The sequence below is a fragment of the Flavobacterium algoris genome, assembly GCF_048158525.1.
GTDB classification, from domain to species: domain Bacteria; phylum Bacteroidota; class Bacteroidia; order Flavobacteriales; family Flavobacteriaceae; genus Flavobacterium; species Flavobacterium algoris.
Genome location: NZ_JBLNKT010000009.1, coordinates 16,796 through 33,932 on the forward strand (window position 1 = coordinate 16,796; position 17,137 = coordinate 33,932).

Annotated in this window: 13 protein-coding genes; 3 read left to right on the forward strand and 10 right to left on the reverse strand. The window is 34.7% G+C overall.

What is annotated here, in order from left to right:
* Nucleotides 1–201 precede the first annotated feature (201 nt).
* The 9 genes from ACM55I_RS06845 to ACM55I_RS06885 form a co-directional block, all read right to left on the reverse strand.
* Nucleotides 202–1,584 carry an alpha-amylase family glycosyl hydrolase gene (locus ACM55I_RS06845; RefSeq protein ID WP_416846016.1) on the reverse strand — a complete coding sequence of 461 codons (1,383 nt, stop codon included), beginning with the start codon at nt 1,582–1,584 and terminating at the stop codon, nt 202–204.
* 133 nt (nt 1,585–1,717) lie between these two features.
* Nucleotides 1,718–2,818 carry a SusE domain-containing protein gene (locus ACM55I_RS06850; RefSeq protein WP_416846017.1) on the reverse strand — a complete coding sequence of 367 codons (1,101 nt, stop codon included), beginning with the start codon at nt 2,816–2,818 and terminating at the stop codon, nt 1,718–1,720.
* A 13-nt stretch (nt 2,819–2,831) separates the two neighbouring features.
* Nucleotides 2,832–4,325: a RagB/SusD family nutrient uptake outer membrane protein gene (locus ACM55I_RS06855; RefSeq protein WP_416846019.1), complete on the reverse strand. Its 1,494-nt coding sequence runs from the start codon at nt 4,323–4,325 to the stop codon at nt 2,832–2,834.
* A gap of 10 nt (nt 4,326–4,335) precedes the next feature.
* A complete protein-coding gene (locus ACM55I_RS06860) occupies nt 4,336–7,599 on the reverse strand; it encodes a TonB-dependent receptor (RefSeq protein WP_416846020.1) in 3,264 nt (1,087 codons plus the stop codon).
* 129 nt (nt 7,600–7,728) lie between these two features.
* Complete coding sequence (locus ACM55I_RS06865; protein ID WP_416846022.1) at nt 7,729–8,898, reverse strand: FecR family protein; 1,170 nt, start codon at nt 8,896–8,898, stop codon at nt 7,729–7,731.
* 241 nt (nt 8,899–9,139) lie between these two features.
* The gene (locus tag ACM55I_RS06870) at nt 9,140–9,703 is read right to left on the reverse strand and encodes an RNA polymerase sigma factor (RefSeq protein WP_416846023.1); all 564 of its coding nucleotides are present in this window, start codon (nt 9,701–9,703) and stop codon (nt 9,140–9,142) included.
* 277 nt (nt 9,704–9,980) lie between these two features.
* Entirely contained in the window at nt 9,981–10,637 is a 657-nt protein-coding gene (locus ACM55I_RS06875) for an aspartate kinase (RefSeq protein WP_035669162.1), read from the reverse strand.
* Nucleotides 10,638–10,744: 107 nt separating this feature from the next.
* Nucleotides 10,745–11,104 (reverse strand): YraN family protein, encoded by a 360-nt coding sequence (locus tag ACM55I_RS06880; protein WP_416846115.1) that lies wholly within the window; start codon nt 11,102–11,104, stop codon nt 10,745–10,747.
* Between the two features lie 268 nt (nt 11,105–11,372).
* Nucleotides 11,373–12,374, reverse strand: a complete 1,002-nt coding sequence (locus ACM55I_RS06885; protein WP_416846116.1) for a S66 peptidase family protein — start codon at nt 12,372–12,374, stop codon at nt 11,373–11,375.
* Nucleotides 12,375–12,492: 118 nt separating this feature from the next.
* Between ACM55I_RS06885 and ACM55I_RS06890 the strand changes: the two genes are divergently transcribed.
* Complete coding sequence (locus ACM55I_RS06890; protein WP_416846025.1) at nt 12,493–13,602, forward strand: endonuclease/exonuclease/phosphatase family protein; 1,110 nt, start codon at nt 12,493–12,495, stop codon at nt 13,600–13,602.
* A 107-nt stretch (nt 13,603–13,709) separates the two neighbouring features.
* Nucleotides 13,710–14,249: a 3-hydroxyanthranilate 3,4-dioxygenase gene (locus ACM55I_RS06895; protein ID WP_416846026.1), complete on the forward strand. Its 540-nt coding sequence runs from the start codon at nt 13,710–13,712 to the stop codon at nt 14,247–14,249.
* Between the two features lie 139 nt (nt 14,250–14,388).
* On the opposite strand, the gene ACM55I_RS06900 is transcribed toward ACM55I_RS06895, so the two are convergent.
* Nucleotides 14,389–15,348: an MBL fold metallo-hydrolase gene (locus tag ACM55I_RS06900; protein ID WP_416846027.1), complete on the reverse strand. Its 960-nt coding sequence runs from the start codon at nt 15,346–15,348 to the stop codon at nt 14,389–14,391.
* Nucleotides 15,349–15,553: 205 nt separating this feature from the next.
* On the opposite strand from ACM55I_RS06900, the gene amaB reads away from it, so the two are divergent.
* Nucleotides 15,554–17,107 carry an L-piperidine-6-carboxylate dehydrogenase gene (gene amaB, locus ACM55I_RS06905; protein ID WP_416846028.1) on the forward strand — a complete coding sequence of 518 codons (1,554 nt, stop codon included), beginning with the start codon at nt 15,554–15,556 and terminating at the stop codon, nt 17,105–17,107.
* The last annotated feature ends 30 nt before the right edge of the window (nt 17,108–17,137 follow it).

The following is a 17,137-nucleotide window of genomic DNA, read 5'->3' on the forward strand; positions in this document are numbered from 1 at the left end:
TGGACGTTAGTCCATCCTTAATAAATTGACGCAAAAGCACAAAGACCCATAGGTTCGAAGTATTTTAAAAATTTAAATAAACTATCAAATTACTTAAAAGCAAGAAAGTGATATGATAAATCTTTTGTGTCTTTGTATTTTGCGGCAATAAATAGAATAGTGTTTTGGCTAACGAATGTTACCTAAAATTAATTTTCAGCATTAGTTTTTCAATACTTTATATTCAAATGGCAACAAACTTATTTGAGTAGTTGCTGTTATTGCAACACCGGTAAATCCATCTTTCCAAACCATTTTAGATAATGAAACAGGAATCGTATAATTGACTGTTGCGTTAGTTAAGTTTGATAGCACAAAGACTTTTTCAGCAGCGGTTTCCATAGTGAATGCACTTACAGCATCACTGCTATATCCTTTGTAAGTCCCTTTTTTTAGCGCATCGCTAGAATTTCTGAAAGCAATGATTTTCTTATATTCGGCTAGCATATCTAAATCGGCAGGACTCCAGTCAATAGGGGTACGATTAAAATAATCAATTCTTTTATTGTATCCTATTTCCTGTCCGTTATAAATCATAGGTACTGAATTCATGTATGCGGCAACTACAAATGCTGCAATAGAACCTTTTTTTCCACCAAATAACTCTAACGGTGTACCATCCGAAAGGTTGACATCATGATTGGTTGTATACCTAACAATTCTATTTTCAGGATTATAATTATTAGCATATTCCGTAGCATTCGAATCTTGTAAAGTGGTTGCGGATTTATTTTCTTTGAAAACTTTTTCCAAAGTACTGAAGAAGTTAAAACCAAAAGTATAATCAAAACCAGCAGTAAATTGATTTACTTTGGTTCCTTCTGCAAGCATTAAAAGGTTCTGATTTTTTTTGATTTTTCTTAACGTGGTAATGGCTTCTGTCCAAAAATTCTCAGGGACAAAATCAGCATAATCACATCTGAAACCATCTATGTTTGCGCTGTAAACCCAATAAGACATCGCATCAATCATCGCACTTCTCATTTCAGTATTAGTAAAATCTAACTGAGCGACATCATTATAATTAGTTCCGGGAGGAATAATAATTTTTCCATTAGTATCTTTTTGATACCAATCGGGGTGAGCGGAAATCCAGGCGTTATCCCATGAAGTATGGTTCGCAACCCAGTCCAATATAACTGCCATATTTTTTTTGTGGGCTTCTTCTACCAAAACACGTAGATCTTCCAAAGTTCCAAAATCTGTATTTACAGCTTTATAATCTTTAACAGAATATGGAGATCCTAATCCACCTGCTGATCGAACTACTCCAACAGGATAAATAGGCATTAAATAAATAACATTAACCCCAAGCTCTTGAATAGAAGTTAGTTTTTCCTGAACTCCTTTTAGAGTTCCTGCCTGACTAAAAGCACGAATGTTTACTTGATAAATGACTGCATCTTCTTTTTTAGGCATTTTTTCAAACCGTGTTCCATATTGTGGATAAGCCGGAACTGGGGTTGACTCATTATCGGAAGAACTGCATGAAGCCAGTACCGAAGAAAAGATAAATACAAAAACGATGTTGATATATAATTTCATTTTTTTGATTTTTTAATAATAACCGTTATGAACTTAGAAATGGTTGCATCCCCCTTCTTTTTCAAAAAAGAGGAATGCTTTTTAACTAACTAACTAACTAAACCATTTTTGAGTTAAACGAGTATTCTGTTTATTAGATTTTTGTGATTTTATATGTAGCAGTGGCAGGATAAAGACCGGTTGTCGCATCTTTTTCTTGTATAGAAAACGTTATTTCATAAATCCCGGCTTCACTTATATAATGAGCGCCCGAATCGTCCAGATATGCTTTCCCCTCGTTATTATTTTTTGGGCCATAATTTATTGTCCAAGCATTGTTAAGTCTGAATTTTACATTTCCAGGAAGTAAATTAGCTGTAATTTTCCAAACTTTATTTACATGGTCGTAGTTCATTGGAACAGAGTGATTCCATCCATAATTCGCATCATCTGATGTTGGGGCATGCGTACCATCTCCCACAATTCCCCAAGCATAAGGAATTGAACTCCATTTTGCAGTATTAAGATTTACAGTCATTTGGTAGGAACCCGCTTTTGCGATTTGAAAATCAGTATCACTGCCGTTAACGATATTTCCGTTGGCGTCAGCTCCGTAAAATTGACTCCAGCTTCTTTCATTCATGAATTTAAATCCTAAACCTTGTGTTTCTGGAAAAGTCACATATCCCTGATAAATACCGCTATCAATGGCTTTTAGTTCTGCAGCAGTTTTTTCATTCCATCCTTGGTAACTTCCCGGCATATAGATTGCTCCAAACACTACTTTTTTAGCAAAAGGGGTTACGTTTAATTCTATAGGATTTGAATGTATTTTTCTGTCCAAAGTTGATTCTACACGAACTACTATTTTTCCTGCAACATCAACTGGAAGGCCTAATTTAATAGCCATTTTATTAAGATCACTTCCTGAGAAAGCTTTGCTTAATACATCTACTCCAACTTCAACACGAACTGCTTTGGACCAAGCTGTAGCCCCAACTGCATCTGCTGGGATATCAAATTCCAAAGCATACGTTACGGGTGCATTTACAGGAAATGTTACTGCAGGCCATGATAGCGTCAATACAGATAGATTTTCGTTTTCTGTAGAAATTACGATAGTATTTGACGAAGCCTCTATTGGCCCCGAAAAATTCACTTCTTTTAGAGAGGTAAGTATGGCGTCATTTTCACAGGATACACCAAGGAAAAGTAACGTGCAAATTACGAATAACTTGTTTATATATTTTTTCATAATAGTTCTATGTTTAGTAACCTGGGTTTTGTTTTATTCCTTTGTTTGCATCCAATGCCGCTGTTGGGATTGGGAACAATTTTCTATAATTAGCAGAAACACCTCTGAAATCATTTGCTGATAAGAATTTATCAAAACGAATCATATCTTGTCTTCTGTGTCCTTCCCAGTTTAACTCAAATCCTCTCTCATTATAAACATCGTCTAATGTAGGATTTGCAGCTAATATTCCAAGTCCGGCACGTTGTCTGACAGGATCTATGAATGGTTTTGCAGCAGCGGCATTACCTAGTCTAACATTACATTCTGCTTTCATTAATAATACATCAGCATAACGATAGATAGGAAAATCATTTGATGCTCCACCACCATCCATAGGTGTAACAGGATAAAATTTAGTATTACGAACACCCGCTTGTGGTGCAGCACCAGGATTGTCTAATGACGCTACATCAATAGAATAATTTACGCCTCCGCCTTGGTCTCCATAACGGAATTGTTTTTTACGAATGTCATTGTCATCGTATTTCGAAAAGAAATCTTTAGGCACAATAGTACCATTCCATCCGCTATAGCCAAACAAGTTTTTGGCGTCTGGTCCGTTTAGACTTCGAACTGTGAAAATATTACGGGATACTACATTTGCAGTAACAAACATGGCTAATATGGTTTCATCATCTGGGAGTACATCACCAAATAATTCATAGTATTTGTTTCCCATTGGACTGGAAGCATTAGCTGCACCAGAATGAAGGGAGAATCCTCCTCCACTCACTTTATCACATGCGGTTAAACATTTTTCCCATTCAGGAGTACCAGTATATACTCCGGCATTCAAATATACTTTAGCTAATAAAGTGTAACCGGCCCATTTGTTGAATCTTCCGTAATAGTTTCCTCCTTTGGTAGCCGAAAGAGTTTCTACATTTTCAGTTAACTCTTTTACGATGAAATTATAAACCTCCTTACGGCTTGATTGTGGAATTTGATCTACAGTTATATTATTATCCGTGTAGAAAGGAACATCTCCAAAATCATCTATCAACAAATAGTAGAAAAAGGCTCTCAATACTTTAGCTTCGGCAATTTTTGAAGGTTCAGCATTTGATTTTTCTAATTGGTTAACAGCTAAATTGGCATTGAAAATAGATTTGTACAGCCATCTCCAAGTGTTGTTTATAAAAGAATCTGTTGGCAACCAATCGTGTTTGTATAAACGAGCAAAATCTAATTCCCAGTCACCGGTTGTTCTATGAGGAATAACTTGTTCATCTGAACTAAAGCAGTTTAAGTCATACCAGCCTCTGTCTGCTCCAGCATATCCTACACCATCCCAATTCCCGCCAACTTGGGCGTAAACACTTGCCAGTGCAACATCAGCCCCTTGAGCAGACCCATAAAAGTCATCTGCTGTATATTTATCATATACTTTTTCATCAACATTGGTACAACCAACAAGTAATAAGAAACTTAAGCTTCCTATTAGCAACATATTTTTGATTTTCATTTTTCTTTTACTATTTAAATTTCACATTCAAACCAAAGGCAAAACTTCGGGTACGTGGATAAATACCATTATCGCCTCCAAAGCCATTACTACCACTCATATTTAATTCGGGATCAATTCCTGAATAGGGCGTAATCAACAGTAAATTATTTCCGGTAAGAGAAAGACGAACAGATTCAATGTATTTGATCTTTTCAAAATGAAAATTGTAGCCAACAGTTACATTTTCTAATCGTAGAAAAGAACCATCTTCAAGCCATAAATCAGAACCATATTTAGAAGTGAATAGTCCTAATGGAATGGCACTTTCTAAAATATTTGCTTTACCGATATTTTCTAAATAACTCAAGCTTGATCGCAAGCCATTATATATTTTGTTTCCTCCAGATCCTCTCCATAACATAGAGACATCTAAATTTTTATATTGGAAAGTGGGGTTAAAAGCATAGGTATAAGTTGGTAAAGCAGACCCTTTTATCAGACGATCCGGGCTTGTGTTTCCTTGGTCTATGATTCCATTTTTGTCAACATCAAGTACTGTTTCAGAATTTGCATTGTCTTTTCCGGTATGATGTAAGATGTTGAAAGTCCCAACAGGTTGTCCAGCTATCAAAAATGAACTGGGTCCCCAAGACACATTATTAGTATTTAATGGCACTCCGTTGATACTACCGCTTAAGTTTAATACTTTGTTTCTCAATAAAGATACATTCCCGGCAAGTGTAAGTGTTGTGTTTTCTGTTTTTATCAAATCATAGCCTAAGGCAACTTCCAGTCCTTTATTTAATAGACTTCCTACGTTAGCTTTTATCGTATTGTATGGAAATGGAGGTTGTGGAACAGTATAATCAAATAAAAGATTATCAGTAGTTGCTGTAAAAACATCAACAGTTCCTCTGATTCTGTTATTTAAAAGAGCAAAATCTACTCCGATGTTGGTTTGTTTTTTTGTTTCCCAACGTAAATCTGCATTAGCATTTTGAGTCACATTGAAATTGGTAATTTGTTGCCCTCCAAAATAAGTTACTCCGGATCCACCCACTAATGAAATAGAATTTTGTGGATATAGCCCTTGCTGGTTACCTGTAACACCATATCCTCCACGTAATTTTAAGTCGCTGAAAATATTTTGATTAGCCATAAAAGGCTCTTTGTCTATTTGCCAAGCCACCGAAGCTGAAGGGAAATCTCCCCATTTATTATTTACTCCAAAGACTGAAGAACCATCTCTTCTAATACTGGCTGTAAATAAATAACGGTTTAAAAACGAATAATTTATACGTCCTAAATACGAAACTAAGGTTCTGTCGTTTTTATAAGAACTAATATCTCCTGGTTGTACTCTGGACAAATCACCCAATTGTAAGGCGTTATAAGTGGCAATATCATTGATAAAACCTTTGGCTTGCGCAAAATTACCTTGATAGGTTTGGTTTTGCCATTCGTATAATGCCAAAGCGTTGATGCTGTGGTCTCCAAATACTTTTTTATACGAAAGACTAATATTCATTAATCTTTCATTCTGTCTGTTGTTACTAATGTTAGCGTACCCTTTTTGGTCCATTGCATACGCATTAGTCGATTCGGCAGGGAGATAATATCCATTTGTACTATTCGTTTTTCTCCAACTTCCAAACCAACCAGCTGTTAAACCTTTGTACAAATCTAAATCAGCTTTAAGGCTTCCAAATAAATTGTCATATTGTCCTTGATTAGTTACCGTTTGTGCTGCAGCATAAGGATTTAGGTATTGAAAAATATTTGGATCTGTAAAATAACTCCCATCAGTATTGTAAACAGGATCTGTAGGGCGCATTACATAAGCATTTGTAATTAAATTAGATGTAAATGCAGCTCTTCCGATGCTTCCAATACTATTAGTTGCATTGGTAACACCACTGTTAAGATTGAAAGTTAATTTTAATTTATCATCCATCGCCGATTGAGTGGCTTGAATTCTACCGATATATTTTTGATTACTGGTGTTGATAACAACTCCATCTTGCAAAATAGCACTTATAGAAGCTCTATAACTAAATTTATCTGTTCCTCCACCAAAAGATAACGTATGCGTTTGCGTAGCGCCACTTTTAGTAAGAATGCCATACCAATCCGTATCTGAGCCATGATTAGCCGAGGCAGGAACGCCAACTAATTGCGCTTGTTGCCACCATTGATCAGCATTCAGCATGTCTAGTTTTTTAGGAATATAATCGATAGCCATTGAGCTGGAATATTCTACAGATGTTTTTCCTGCTTTGTTTTTCTTGGTACTAACAATAATTACACCAGCAGCACCTCTAGATCCATAAACGGCAGTAGCAGAAGCATCTTTTAATATGTCCATCGAGGCGATTTCACTTGGAGGAATTTGGTTTAATAAATCCATATTTCCTTGAACACCATCCACAACAACTAAAGGATCATTTCCACCAATTAAAGAAGATATTCCACGAATTCTTACACTTGGTGCCGTACCGGGCTCACTACCCGTTTGGGTAATATTTACCCCGGCCATTTTACCGGCAATTAATTGTAATGGATTCACAACTGCACCTTGATTCATGTCTTTGGCAGCGATCGAAGAAACTGCACCTGTAACATCTTTTCTGGTAGAAGATCCATAACCAATCAATACAACTTCTTGTAATGTAGTTGTTTCTGGGAAAAGTTGAATAACGCTATTGTCTTGATTTGCAGAAACTCTTCTTTGTTTATATCCTATATATGATATCAGAAGCATGGCTTCACTGTTTTCAACGGTTATTTCAAAATTTCCGTTAGCATCAGTAATAACTCCTTTTTTTGTTTTTTCTTCAATGATGGATGCACCGGGAAGGGGCATTCCATTTTCATCAGATACTTTCCCTTTGATGGTCTTTTTTAGATAAAATTTTTCATCTGTTTTTTCAATAAGAGGTTTTTTTAAAATAATTTGAGTATCCCGAACTTTAAAATCCGTACCAGTTCCTTTGAATAGTTTATCTAAAACGATATCAATTGTTTGATCCTTTACACGGATAGAAATGATCCGATTTAAATCAATATCATTCATTTTATAAATAAATCGAAAATCTGTTTTTTGCTCAATGGCTTCGATAACCGTTTCCACGGTTGTGTTGTTTAATTCTAAACTTACTTTTGTTTTTTGGGCATAAGTATTGGCTCGAATATTAAACATAGCCACCAAAAGAAGGAGTGTAGTTAATTTCAATTTTAGGTTATTTTGGAACAATGGGAATTGCATCCCACTATTCTTTGGTTTTTTTTTCATAATTTTGTAAATAGATTGTATTTAATCAGTTAGGTTCAATCACTTATTCAATCGGAAATTGTTCGTAGCTCTTTCCGATTTTTTTATGCTTCAATAGTTAACTCGTCATTTTTCATTGGTTTTTAAGGGTTATTTAATTAGTATCTCATTGTTTTTTATAGTGTAATTAATGCCGTGAACATCATTAAAGTAACTCAGTACTTTCTCTATTGGTTCATCACCAAAACTGGCATAAAATTTCTCATTAGCCAATTTCTTGTTTTGGTTTACAATAGTAACATTGTAGTGTCTTTCCAGTTTTTTGGTTATATCGTTAAAGCTCATGTTTTTAAATGTCAATCGCCCTTCCATCCATGAAGTGTAAACATCAGTAATGACAGGTTTTGTTTCAATATGATTGTCTTTTCTATTAAAACTACCTTTATATCCGGGTTTTAGAACGGTATTTTTATTGGCATCAAATTTCTCATTTGCAGTATATAAACCTACTGAACCTTCTACTAAAACTACATCGGTTAAATTATCTTCAGGATAACTGGAAACATTAAAATGAGTTCCTAAAACACGAATGTTCAAATTATCTGCATTGACTATAAAAGGGTGTTTTTTATCTTTTGTCACATCAAAAAAAGCTTCTCCGTCCAGAAAAACCTGTCTATTTTCTCCAGCAATAAATCGTACCGGATATTTAAGTGTGGTTCCTGAGTTCAGATGTACAATTGTTCCGTCAGATAATTCCAATTCAAATCGTTTTCCGTAAGGGATTTTAATGGTATTGTAAACTACTTTTTCTAGAGGGGTTTCAGTATCGTAGGTGATTTTATTTCCATTATTGTTAGCTACAACATTTCCTTCGGAGTCGGTTACTTGAGATTTCTTGCCGGCTGAAATAATTTGTACATCACCGTTTGCTAATTGCAAAGTGATTTCATTGCTATTTATAATTGCATCATTTTTTTGTTTGAAAAAACCGTGTTGATAAGACCATCCAATAGATAACAAAACAATAATCGATGCTGCAACAGAAATGTATTTGAACAATGGAAACTTTTTGGTTTCAATTGCTGTTGATTCCGTTTCTTTCGCGCTAATTAATATTTTAGAAAATATTTTATCTGCAGTCGCTTCATCCAATTCTGGCATTTCATTTACTAGTGTTTTTATTTCTTCAACTGTTGGAAAATCAGTAGTAAGTTTGTTTTGTCTGTAATAGTCAACAACTTCATTACTTTCTTCCAAATTGCATTGGTTTAAAATAAATTTATGAAGTAATTTTTGTATTTCTGAATTTTCATTCATTTCGAATTGGGTTTTTTGGTCCTGTACTATATAATACAGTTGAAGTGGAGTTGACTACTACTCAAACGTTATAATTTTTTTAATTTTAACATAAAATAATTTTAAACAAATAGTTGTAAAGCTTGTAATCCCTTGTTATTACTGATATTTGTTGATTCTTTTATAATAAATTTTTTTTTAAAAAAAAGCCAAAAAAAATCACCCATAAAGAGTGATTGAGGCCTTAATTTTTTAATTTTATTTATAAGATGCCATCATGAGCTTTAAAAAAAAGGCGTATAGATTCCAGTGCTTTGCTCATTTGGCTTTTTACGGTATTTACAGAAATACCTAATTCATGGCTTATTTCTTCGTAGGTTTTACCTTGTTTGCGCGACATTTTGAAAATTAGTTTGCGTTTGGGAGGCAGTTGTTTAATGGCTTGTTTTTTTAGTCTTTTGCAATCAGCTTCTCGAATGGAATAATCACCTTGGTCATGAGATTTTTGACTTTTGTAGAAAATCTCCTCTTTTAGAAGTACATCATTGGCGGCTTTATTCAAAAAGTTAAAGGCTTGATTTCTGGCAATGGTGAACAAATAGGATTTAAAGGATTGCTCTAAATTCAAGTTTTCTCGATGCAACCAAACTTTCAAAAACACTTCCTGAACATTTTCTTCGGCTAATTCTTTTGACTTCAGAATACTTATACTATAGCCATAAATATCTTGGCGGTAGAAATCAAAAAGGGAACGAAATGCTTTTTCGTTGTGATTTTTGAGTTCACTAACCAATAATTGTTCGTTATAGTTTTTTGTTTCTGACATTAATTTAGATACCCTTTATTTTTTTGGGATTATAATAAGACACTCTCAATTCTAGCCTCTTAATTACCTGGTTAATTAGCAAATATATAAAAATATTATTCGCATCGATTCCTTTGAGTAAAAAACGGGTTTTAATTTACTTGCAAAAATTTATAAATAAGTAGAGTGTAGTTTAAATAAAAAACAGAATTCCGTTTAATTCAAAAATAAAATTTGTAATAAAAAAAGCTTCCAGTCTAAAAAAGGCTGGAAGCTTTAAAATATAGAATAAGAACTATTAATTTTTCAAATCCTTAATTACTTTAAAAGCGACATCTACTTCATTTTCGCTTACTAAAATGGTGAATTCATTTGAAGTCGAAATTACTTCATTGATGATAATTCCTTCCCAAGCCAAACGTTGAAAAATAAAATAGTAAATACCAGGAACAACAATGTTTTCTTTAGGTAATTTTACGGTTATCGAAGCCAGATTGTCCAGTTTTTGAATCAATTTTTCGTTGGCAAAATGTTTGTCAACCAAATGGTTTATCGTATTACTCACCACGATATTAGTTTCATTTACGCCCCTTGATGAGGTATAAAAAATATCTGGGAAAGCATTTAAATCGGTGATTAATTCAGCTTGTTTGTTTAAAACAGTATCAGATGCTGCAAAAGTATAATCGGTTAATTCAGAGCGAACTGTGATCTCTCCAATGTTTTTTATTACTTTATTAATTTTATGATTTAATCTAAAATCCAACTCTTCCGTAAGCCTTTTTAAAGACATAACAACCGCTCCTTGTTTTACTTCTTTACCAAATTCAGATTCTAATTCAGTCATTATATTCCGTGATAAGGAAGTCAAATTAATGATTCCAAGAGATAAAGCATTTAATAGAAAAGGCTTTGTTTTGATGTAATTTTCTACAATGGATGAAACAGTTTTCATAATATATTAGGTGTTTGTACTTAGTTTTTACTTAGCTAGAGTGTCAAAAATCTCTGCAAATATAGATAAAAAACAATTTGTTACAAATATAACATTAAAAAGTTTTGTTAAAAATGATAAAAAGCATCTATAAGGTGTTCAATTACAAAAGATTTGCCTTCTTTATGGATGGCAATAATGTCAAAACGGACTTCAATGTCTAAATCTCTCTTACTTACGAAAGCATCTACGGCTTTTACCAAAAGCTGTATTTTTTTTGGTTTAACAAAATCTTGAGGCAAACCAAATTCTAGGGATGAGCGGGTTTTTACTTCAACAACAGCGAGTGTGTTTTCTTTTTGGGCAAGAATGTCAATTTCGGCTTTTTGGAAAGTCCAATTCGTTTCTAGTATGGTATAGCCGTTTTTTTGCAGGTATTCTACAGCCATTTCCTCTCCAAGTTTTCCCAGTTCGTTGTGTTCAGCCATAAAAAAGTGTTCAGTGTTCAGTCGCAGTTTTAAACTTCTGCAATCAAAAAAGTATTCAGTCGCAGTATTCGGTTCGTCAACATCTGCAATCAACAATCTAAAATCAAAAAAGTATTCAGTCACAGTATTCAGTTCGTCAACATCTGCAATCAAAAATCGTTAAGCAACAATCTAAAATCAAAAAAAGTATCCAGTCACAGTATTCAGTTCGTCAATATCTGCAATCAAAAATCGTTAAGCAACAATCAAAAATCAAATTTTAAATTTTTTACTCAAAAACTACGCTACTGGAATTTTTGTCTAAGTGCAGCGTGACTTTGCTCCCTAAAATCAATGCTCGGTTATCATGAATATGTCCCGCCGGGAAATTATAAATAACAGGAATGTTGTATTTTTTAGTGACATCCTCTATGATTTCTAGCGCATTTTTCCCCCAAGGAATATCATTGTCTTTCATTTTTGACATCGAACCAACAATAATTCCCTTAATACTTTCTAAACAACCGTTGCGTTTTAAGTTCATCATCATACGATCAATGTGATATAAATACTCATCCAAATCTTCTATGAACAAGATTTTATCAGTGCAATCTATCGCTGATTTTGAGCCAAATAAACTATACAAAATGGATAAATTCCCGCCAACCAATTCACCCGAAGCATCACCCAATCGGTTCATTATATTTGGTTCAATGGTATATTTTAACGATTCCCCAAACATGGCGATTCGCAACGTTTCAACCGCTTCGGGAGTTGCTTTTGGAATACTGATGGGCATAATACCATGAATAGATTTGAAACCCATTGTATTGAGATGATTGTGTAAAACGGTGACATCGCTAAAACCAATAATCCATTTTGGATGCTCTTTAAATTTGGAAAAATCTAATAAATCAATCATTCTCACCGTACCGTAACCACCCCGAACGCACCAGATTGCTTTGATGTTTGGATTGTCCAATTGTTCCTGAAAATCGGCGGCACGTTGTTCATCCGTCCCCGCCAATTGATTGTCATCTAAACCAATACTTTTCCCAATAACCACTTCCAGTCCCCAACTGTGCAATAAATCTATAGCGGGTTTCAGGTTATCGTCTATGTTTTTTCGGGCTGTTGCCAATATGGCTATCGTGTCTCCTTTTTGTAAAATTGGTGGTGTAATCATTAGTGTGTTGGCTTGAGAATTGAAAGATTGGAAAACAAAAATAAGGAATAGGAATTTATATAATACAAAATTTCTGTTGATAAAAGTAAATCGGATAGCATGCATATTTGTTGCTTTTTCTAAAACAAAGATAGACAATTCCAAAATAATTCTAAGTTGCATCTTCAAATGACTATTTTTACAATGAGCAACGATATCCATGATTGAAAAAAAAATTATACCTATGAGAATTCTCCGTTTCATTCTGCTTTTATTTTTATTTTTTTCAGGGTTACAATCGAATGGGCAGCAAAAGAATTATGTGATTCATACCGTTGCGTTCTATAATTTCGAAAATTGTTTCGATACGATAAATGATCTTAAAACGAACGATGACGAATGGACGCCAACAGGAGCGGAACGATGGACGTCAAAAAAGTACCATCATAAACTCGAAAACTTGGCAAGGGTTTTATCTGAAATTGGTTCAGCCGAAAATTCAGATTCGCCTACATTTATAGGAGGCTCCGAAATTGAGAACAGGGAAGTTTTGGAAGATTTAATCAAGCAGCCCAAATTGATTGGCAAAGATTACGGAATCATACATTTTGATTCGCCCGATAAAAGAGGAATAGACGTGGCTTTGTTGTATCAAAAAAAGCAGTTTCAGCCTACGACTTACAGCAATATTCCTTTGTATGTTTATAAAAATAATTCAAAAACGGCAGCGATTTTAAAAACAGAATCCGATGAAAAAACAGATGATGTTTTGCAAATAAGCACACAAAACAATCGGGTGTTTACAAGAGACCAACTCTTGGTAACCGGATTTCTGGATGGAGAAGAAATAAATATAATTGTCAATCACTGGCCATCACGTTCTGGAGGAGAGAAAAAATCTAGCCCTTTTAGGGAAGCTGCAGGCGCATTAAACAGAAAAATCATAGATTCCCTGCAAAGAATAAACCCAAATGCCAAAGTCATTACTCTTGGAGATTTAAACGATGGACCTTATAATAAAAGTGTAAAAGTAGCGCTTGGCGCAAAAGCTAAAAAGACCGAAGTTTCACCATTTGGAATTTACAATCCATTCGAAGAAATGGCCAAAAACGGAATGGGAACTATAGCAAATAGAGATGCTTGGGATATTTTTGACCAAATCATGGTTTCACAATCCTTGTTAAAACCAGATTATTCTTCTTTTCGGTATTGGAAAGCAGGAATTTATAATAAATCGTTTTTAATACAAACTAGCGGCCAATATAAAGGATATCCGTTACGGCATTCTGCCACTGAGGTCGGATTTAGTGATCATTTTCCAGTCTATATTTATTTAATCAAAGAAAAAAGGTAGTTTGTCAACATTATTAGTAAAATTTATAGGTACTTATATTTCTTATAGGATTAAATGATTTTATCTGTTTTTTAATTTCATAACTTTACATTTAAAATTTAGAAAATATGGCAATAGCAAAACCTTTCAACCTTAATAAATGGATTGACGAAAACCGTCATCTGCTGAAACCGCCCGTTGGCAATAGAAATTTATACAGAGAATCCGGTGATTATATCGTGATGATTGTTGCAGGACCAAACGCCCGAAAAGACTATCATTATAATGAAACTGAAGAATTATTTTACCAACTGGAAGGCTCTATAAAAGTGATTATTCAGGAAGATGGCGAGCGCAAGGAAATGGAACTCCATGCTGGCGACATGTATCTTCATCCTGCCAAAGTTCCGCATTCTCCGGTTCGTTCTGAGGGTTCGATAGGGTTAGTGATTGAAAGAAAACGCGCCGGGAAAGGGTATACGGATGGTTTATTGTGGTTTTGTGATAATTGTAACCATAAATTACACGAAGTCTATTTTGAACTGCATAATATCGAAAAAGATTTTCTGCCTCATTTCGAGCATTTTTATAATTCAGAAGCACTGAGAACCTGCGAAAAATGTGGTGCCGTTATGGAAACTGACCCAAGGTTTGTAGCCCAAAAATAGTTTTTTATTTGAAGCTATTCCCGTCATCCGCTCTATCTTTTGTGGCTTAAAGAAAGCCACAAAAGGATGCCGCTACTACCGGGGCTAAGGCTGATTAGTGTGAATTATATATAAAATCAATATTGGAACAAATTTTAGCTTACAGTTCAAATCGTTTACCTTGTTCGGGAAAAATAAATTGTACATCTAAATCATTTTGTTTTTTTAACTGCGTTTTAATTTTCGCGTAATTTTCAACAGGAGGTTTCATATGGGTAATGATAATTTTAAAACCTTTCAAGGGATTTTTTCCTGTAAGTTCACTTAAAGCACGAAGCTCTTTCAGGAGATAATTAGGAGTTAAATGTCCAAATAAAAGAGAGTCAGGTTGCTCGTTTGGGAACGAAACCTCAATAAAAATACCTTTTAATTGCTTGTTTTTAATTAGCGGAGCAATTTCAGTCCATAGCAAACTTAATTTATTGCTTTTTTCAACAGCATCACAACCCGTATCGCCTAAATACAAAGCATAAGCTTCTCCGTTTTTAATTAAAAAAGCGGTACTTTCAAAAGGATTTACATGACTTAGCGGAAATGCTTTTACGGTCATTGTTGTACTCGTAATCCGCGTTTCTTCTTTTGGATTTAATGTTTGAAAATGGTATTTTTTTATGAGATAACCATTTCCTTCGTCTCCAAAATTGGCCCAGGTTTGACCGTTGAAATAATGTTGTTTCATCATTTCCATGCAACTATTGGTTGCGTAAACCGTCTTTGAAGAATCGGCAGGTGAATTAAGAATTAAACCAGAAACATGATCTAAATGTGCATGGGATATTAAATACCCTTTTATGTATTTTTTCAAAACAACTTCCGATGGTATTTTGAAAACTTTATTCTCTATGGCTTTTTCAATTCCTGCATGTATGGTTCCCGCATCAAGACAAATAAAATCAGTAGCGTTTGAAGGTGCCAGTAAATAGGCCGAAAGGTTTTTTTCGTCAATACCACCTTTTACTCCCAAAGGTACAACTTGGAAAGCTGTTTTTTGTCCCTTTTGTGCAAATGCACTTACTGATAGTAAAACCAAACAAATCCAGATTTTTTTTAAAATTACCATATTTTAAAATGTGTATAGATAAATTAAATTTCTGTTTGTAAAATTAGTCGGTTCTTTTGTATTGGAAGCTTTTTTTTGCAAAATCAATTGCAACTCATCAAATTGGTTTAATTTTACTTCGATTTTAACAAATTAATTCGATTAAAATTCAACTCTAAATAATATCTTTGTCAAAAATATAACAATTTTTAATAAAAAAGTTACAATGATAACAATAGCAGATCAATTCGGAATGAAAGAGGCATTGGAGCAATTGGGTGTAAAAGCCATAAATGAAGGAACATCAACAGGAATAAACCATTTTTCAAATGGAGAAATTCTGGAGAGTTATTCACCGGTTGATGGTCAATTAATAGCATCAGTAAAAACTTCAACTGCCGCCGATTACGAAAAAGTAATGCAAACCGCTACCGAAGCTTTTAAAACATTTAAATTGATGCCAGCGCCACAACGTGGTGAAATAGTACGTCAGTTTGGAGATAAATTACGTAAAAATAAAGCAGCTTTAGGCAAATTAGTTTCCTATGAAATGGGGAAATCATTACAGGAAGGATATGGAGAGGTTCAGGAAATGATTGATATCTGTGATTTCGCAGTGGGTCTTTCCCGTCAATTGCACGGATTAACCATGCACTCAGAACGTCCAGGACACAGAATGTACGAGCAATACCACCCAATGGGCGTTGTTGGAATCATTTCGGCATTCAATTTTCCAGTGGCGGTTTGGGCTTGGAATACAACACTGGCTTGGATTTGTGGAGATGTTTGCGTTTGGAAACCTTCAGAGAAAACACCACTTTGTGGAATTGCCTGTCAAAATATTATTGCCGAAGTTATCAAAGAAAATAATCTTCCAGAAGGAATTTCTTGTCTAATAAACGGAGATTACAAAGTAGGGGAAATGATGACCAATGATAGACGTGTACCATTGATTTCTGCAACGGGCTCCACTCGTATGGGGAAAATCGTAGCACAAGCAGTTGCAGGTCGTCTTGGGAAATCATTATTGGAATTAGGCGGAAACAACGCAATAATCGTAACGCCGGATGCTGATATTAAAATGACTGTTATCGGGTCTGTTTTTGGAGCAGTGGGAACGGCTGGACAACGTTGTACTTCAACACGTCGTTTAATCATTCACGAAAGTATTTATGACAAAGTAAAAGATGCCATTGTTTCGGCTTACAAACAATTACGCATCGGAAATCCATTAGACGAAAACAACCATGTTGGTCCTGTAATTGACAAGCATGCTGTGGAAATGTACAACAAAGCATTAGAAAAAGTAGTTGCCGAAGGTGGGAAAATCTTAGTGGAAGGTGGTGTTCTTTCTGGTGAAGGATATGAAAGTGGTTGTTATGTAAAACCAGCAATTGCTGAAGCTGACAATGCTTTTGAAATCGTTCAACACGAAACTTTTGCTCCAGTATTATACTTATTGAAATATTCCGGAACGGTGGAGAATGCTATTGCAATTCAAAACGGAGTAGCGCAAGGATTATCATCTGCTATTATGACTAACAATTTGCGCGAAGCTGAGCTGTTCTTATCCGTTACAGGTTCTGATTGTGGAATTGCTAACGTAAACATAGGCACTTCAGGAGCGGAAATTGGTGGCGCTTTTGGTGGAGAAAAAGAAACAGGCGGTGGACGTGAGTCTGGTTCTGATGCATGGAAGGTATACATGAGAAGACAAACGAATACCATCAATTATACCACAAGTTTGCCATTGGCACAAGGAATAAAATTTGATTTGTAATGCGCAATTCATTTTAAACAAAAAGGCAAT

Excerpts from the sequence above, each read along its gene's own strand:
- ACM55I_RS06845 (WP_416846016.1), bottom strand. The coding sequence starts at position 1,584 with ATGAAATTATATATCAACATCGTTTTTGTATTTATCTTTTCTTCGGTA.
- ACM55I_RS06875 (WP_035669162.1), bottom strand. The coding sequence starts at position 10,637 with ATGAAAACTGTTTCATCCATTGTAGAAAATTACATCAAAACAAAGCCT.
- ACM55I_RS06880 (WP_416846115.1), bottom strand. The coding sequence starts at position 11,104 with ATGGCTGAACACAACGAACTGGGAAAACTTGGAGAGGAAATGGCTGTA.
- ACM55I_RS06900 (WP_416846027.1), bottom strand. The coding sequence starts at position 15,348 with ATGGTAATTTTAAAAAAAATCTGGATTTGTTTGGTTTTACTATCAGTA.
- ACM55I_RS06850 (WP_416846017.1), bottom strand. The coding sequence starts at position 2,818 with ATGAAAAAATATATAAACAAGTTATTCGTAATTTGCACGTTACTTTTC.
- ACM55I_RS06860 (WP_416846020.1), bottom strand. The coding sequence starts at position 7,599 with ATGAAAAAAAAACCAAAGAATAGTGGGATGCAATTCCCATTGTTCCAA.
- ACM55I_RS06870 (WP_416846023.1), bottom strand. The coding sequence starts at position 9,703 with ATGTCAGAAACAAAAAACTATAACGAACAATTATTGGTTAGTGAACTC.
- ACM55I_RS06865 (WP_416846022.1), bottom strand. The coding sequence starts at position 8,898 with ATGAATGAAAATTCAGAAATACAAAAATTACTTCATAAATTTATTTTA.
- amaB (WP_416846028.1), top strand. The coding sequence starts at position 15,554 with ATGATAACAATAGCAGATCAATTCGGAATGAAAGAGGCATTGGAGCAA.
- ACM55I_RS06855 (WP_416846019.1), bottom strand. The coding sequence starts at position 4,325 with ATGAAAATCAAAAATATGTTGCTAATAGGAAGCTTAAGTTTCTTATTA.
- ACM55I_RS06885 (WP_416846116.1), bottom strand. The coding sequence starts at position 12,374 with ATGCATGCTATCCGATTTACTTTTATCAACAGAAATTTTGTATTATAT.
- ACM55I_RS06895 (WP_416846026.1), top strand. The coding sequence starts at position 13,710 with ATGGCAATAGCAAAACCTTTCAACCTTAATAAATGGATTGACGAAAAC.
- ACM55I_RS06890 (WP_416846025.1), top strand. The coding sequence starts at position 12,493 with ATGAGAATTCTCCGTTTCATTCTGCTTTTATTTTTATTTTTTTCAGGG.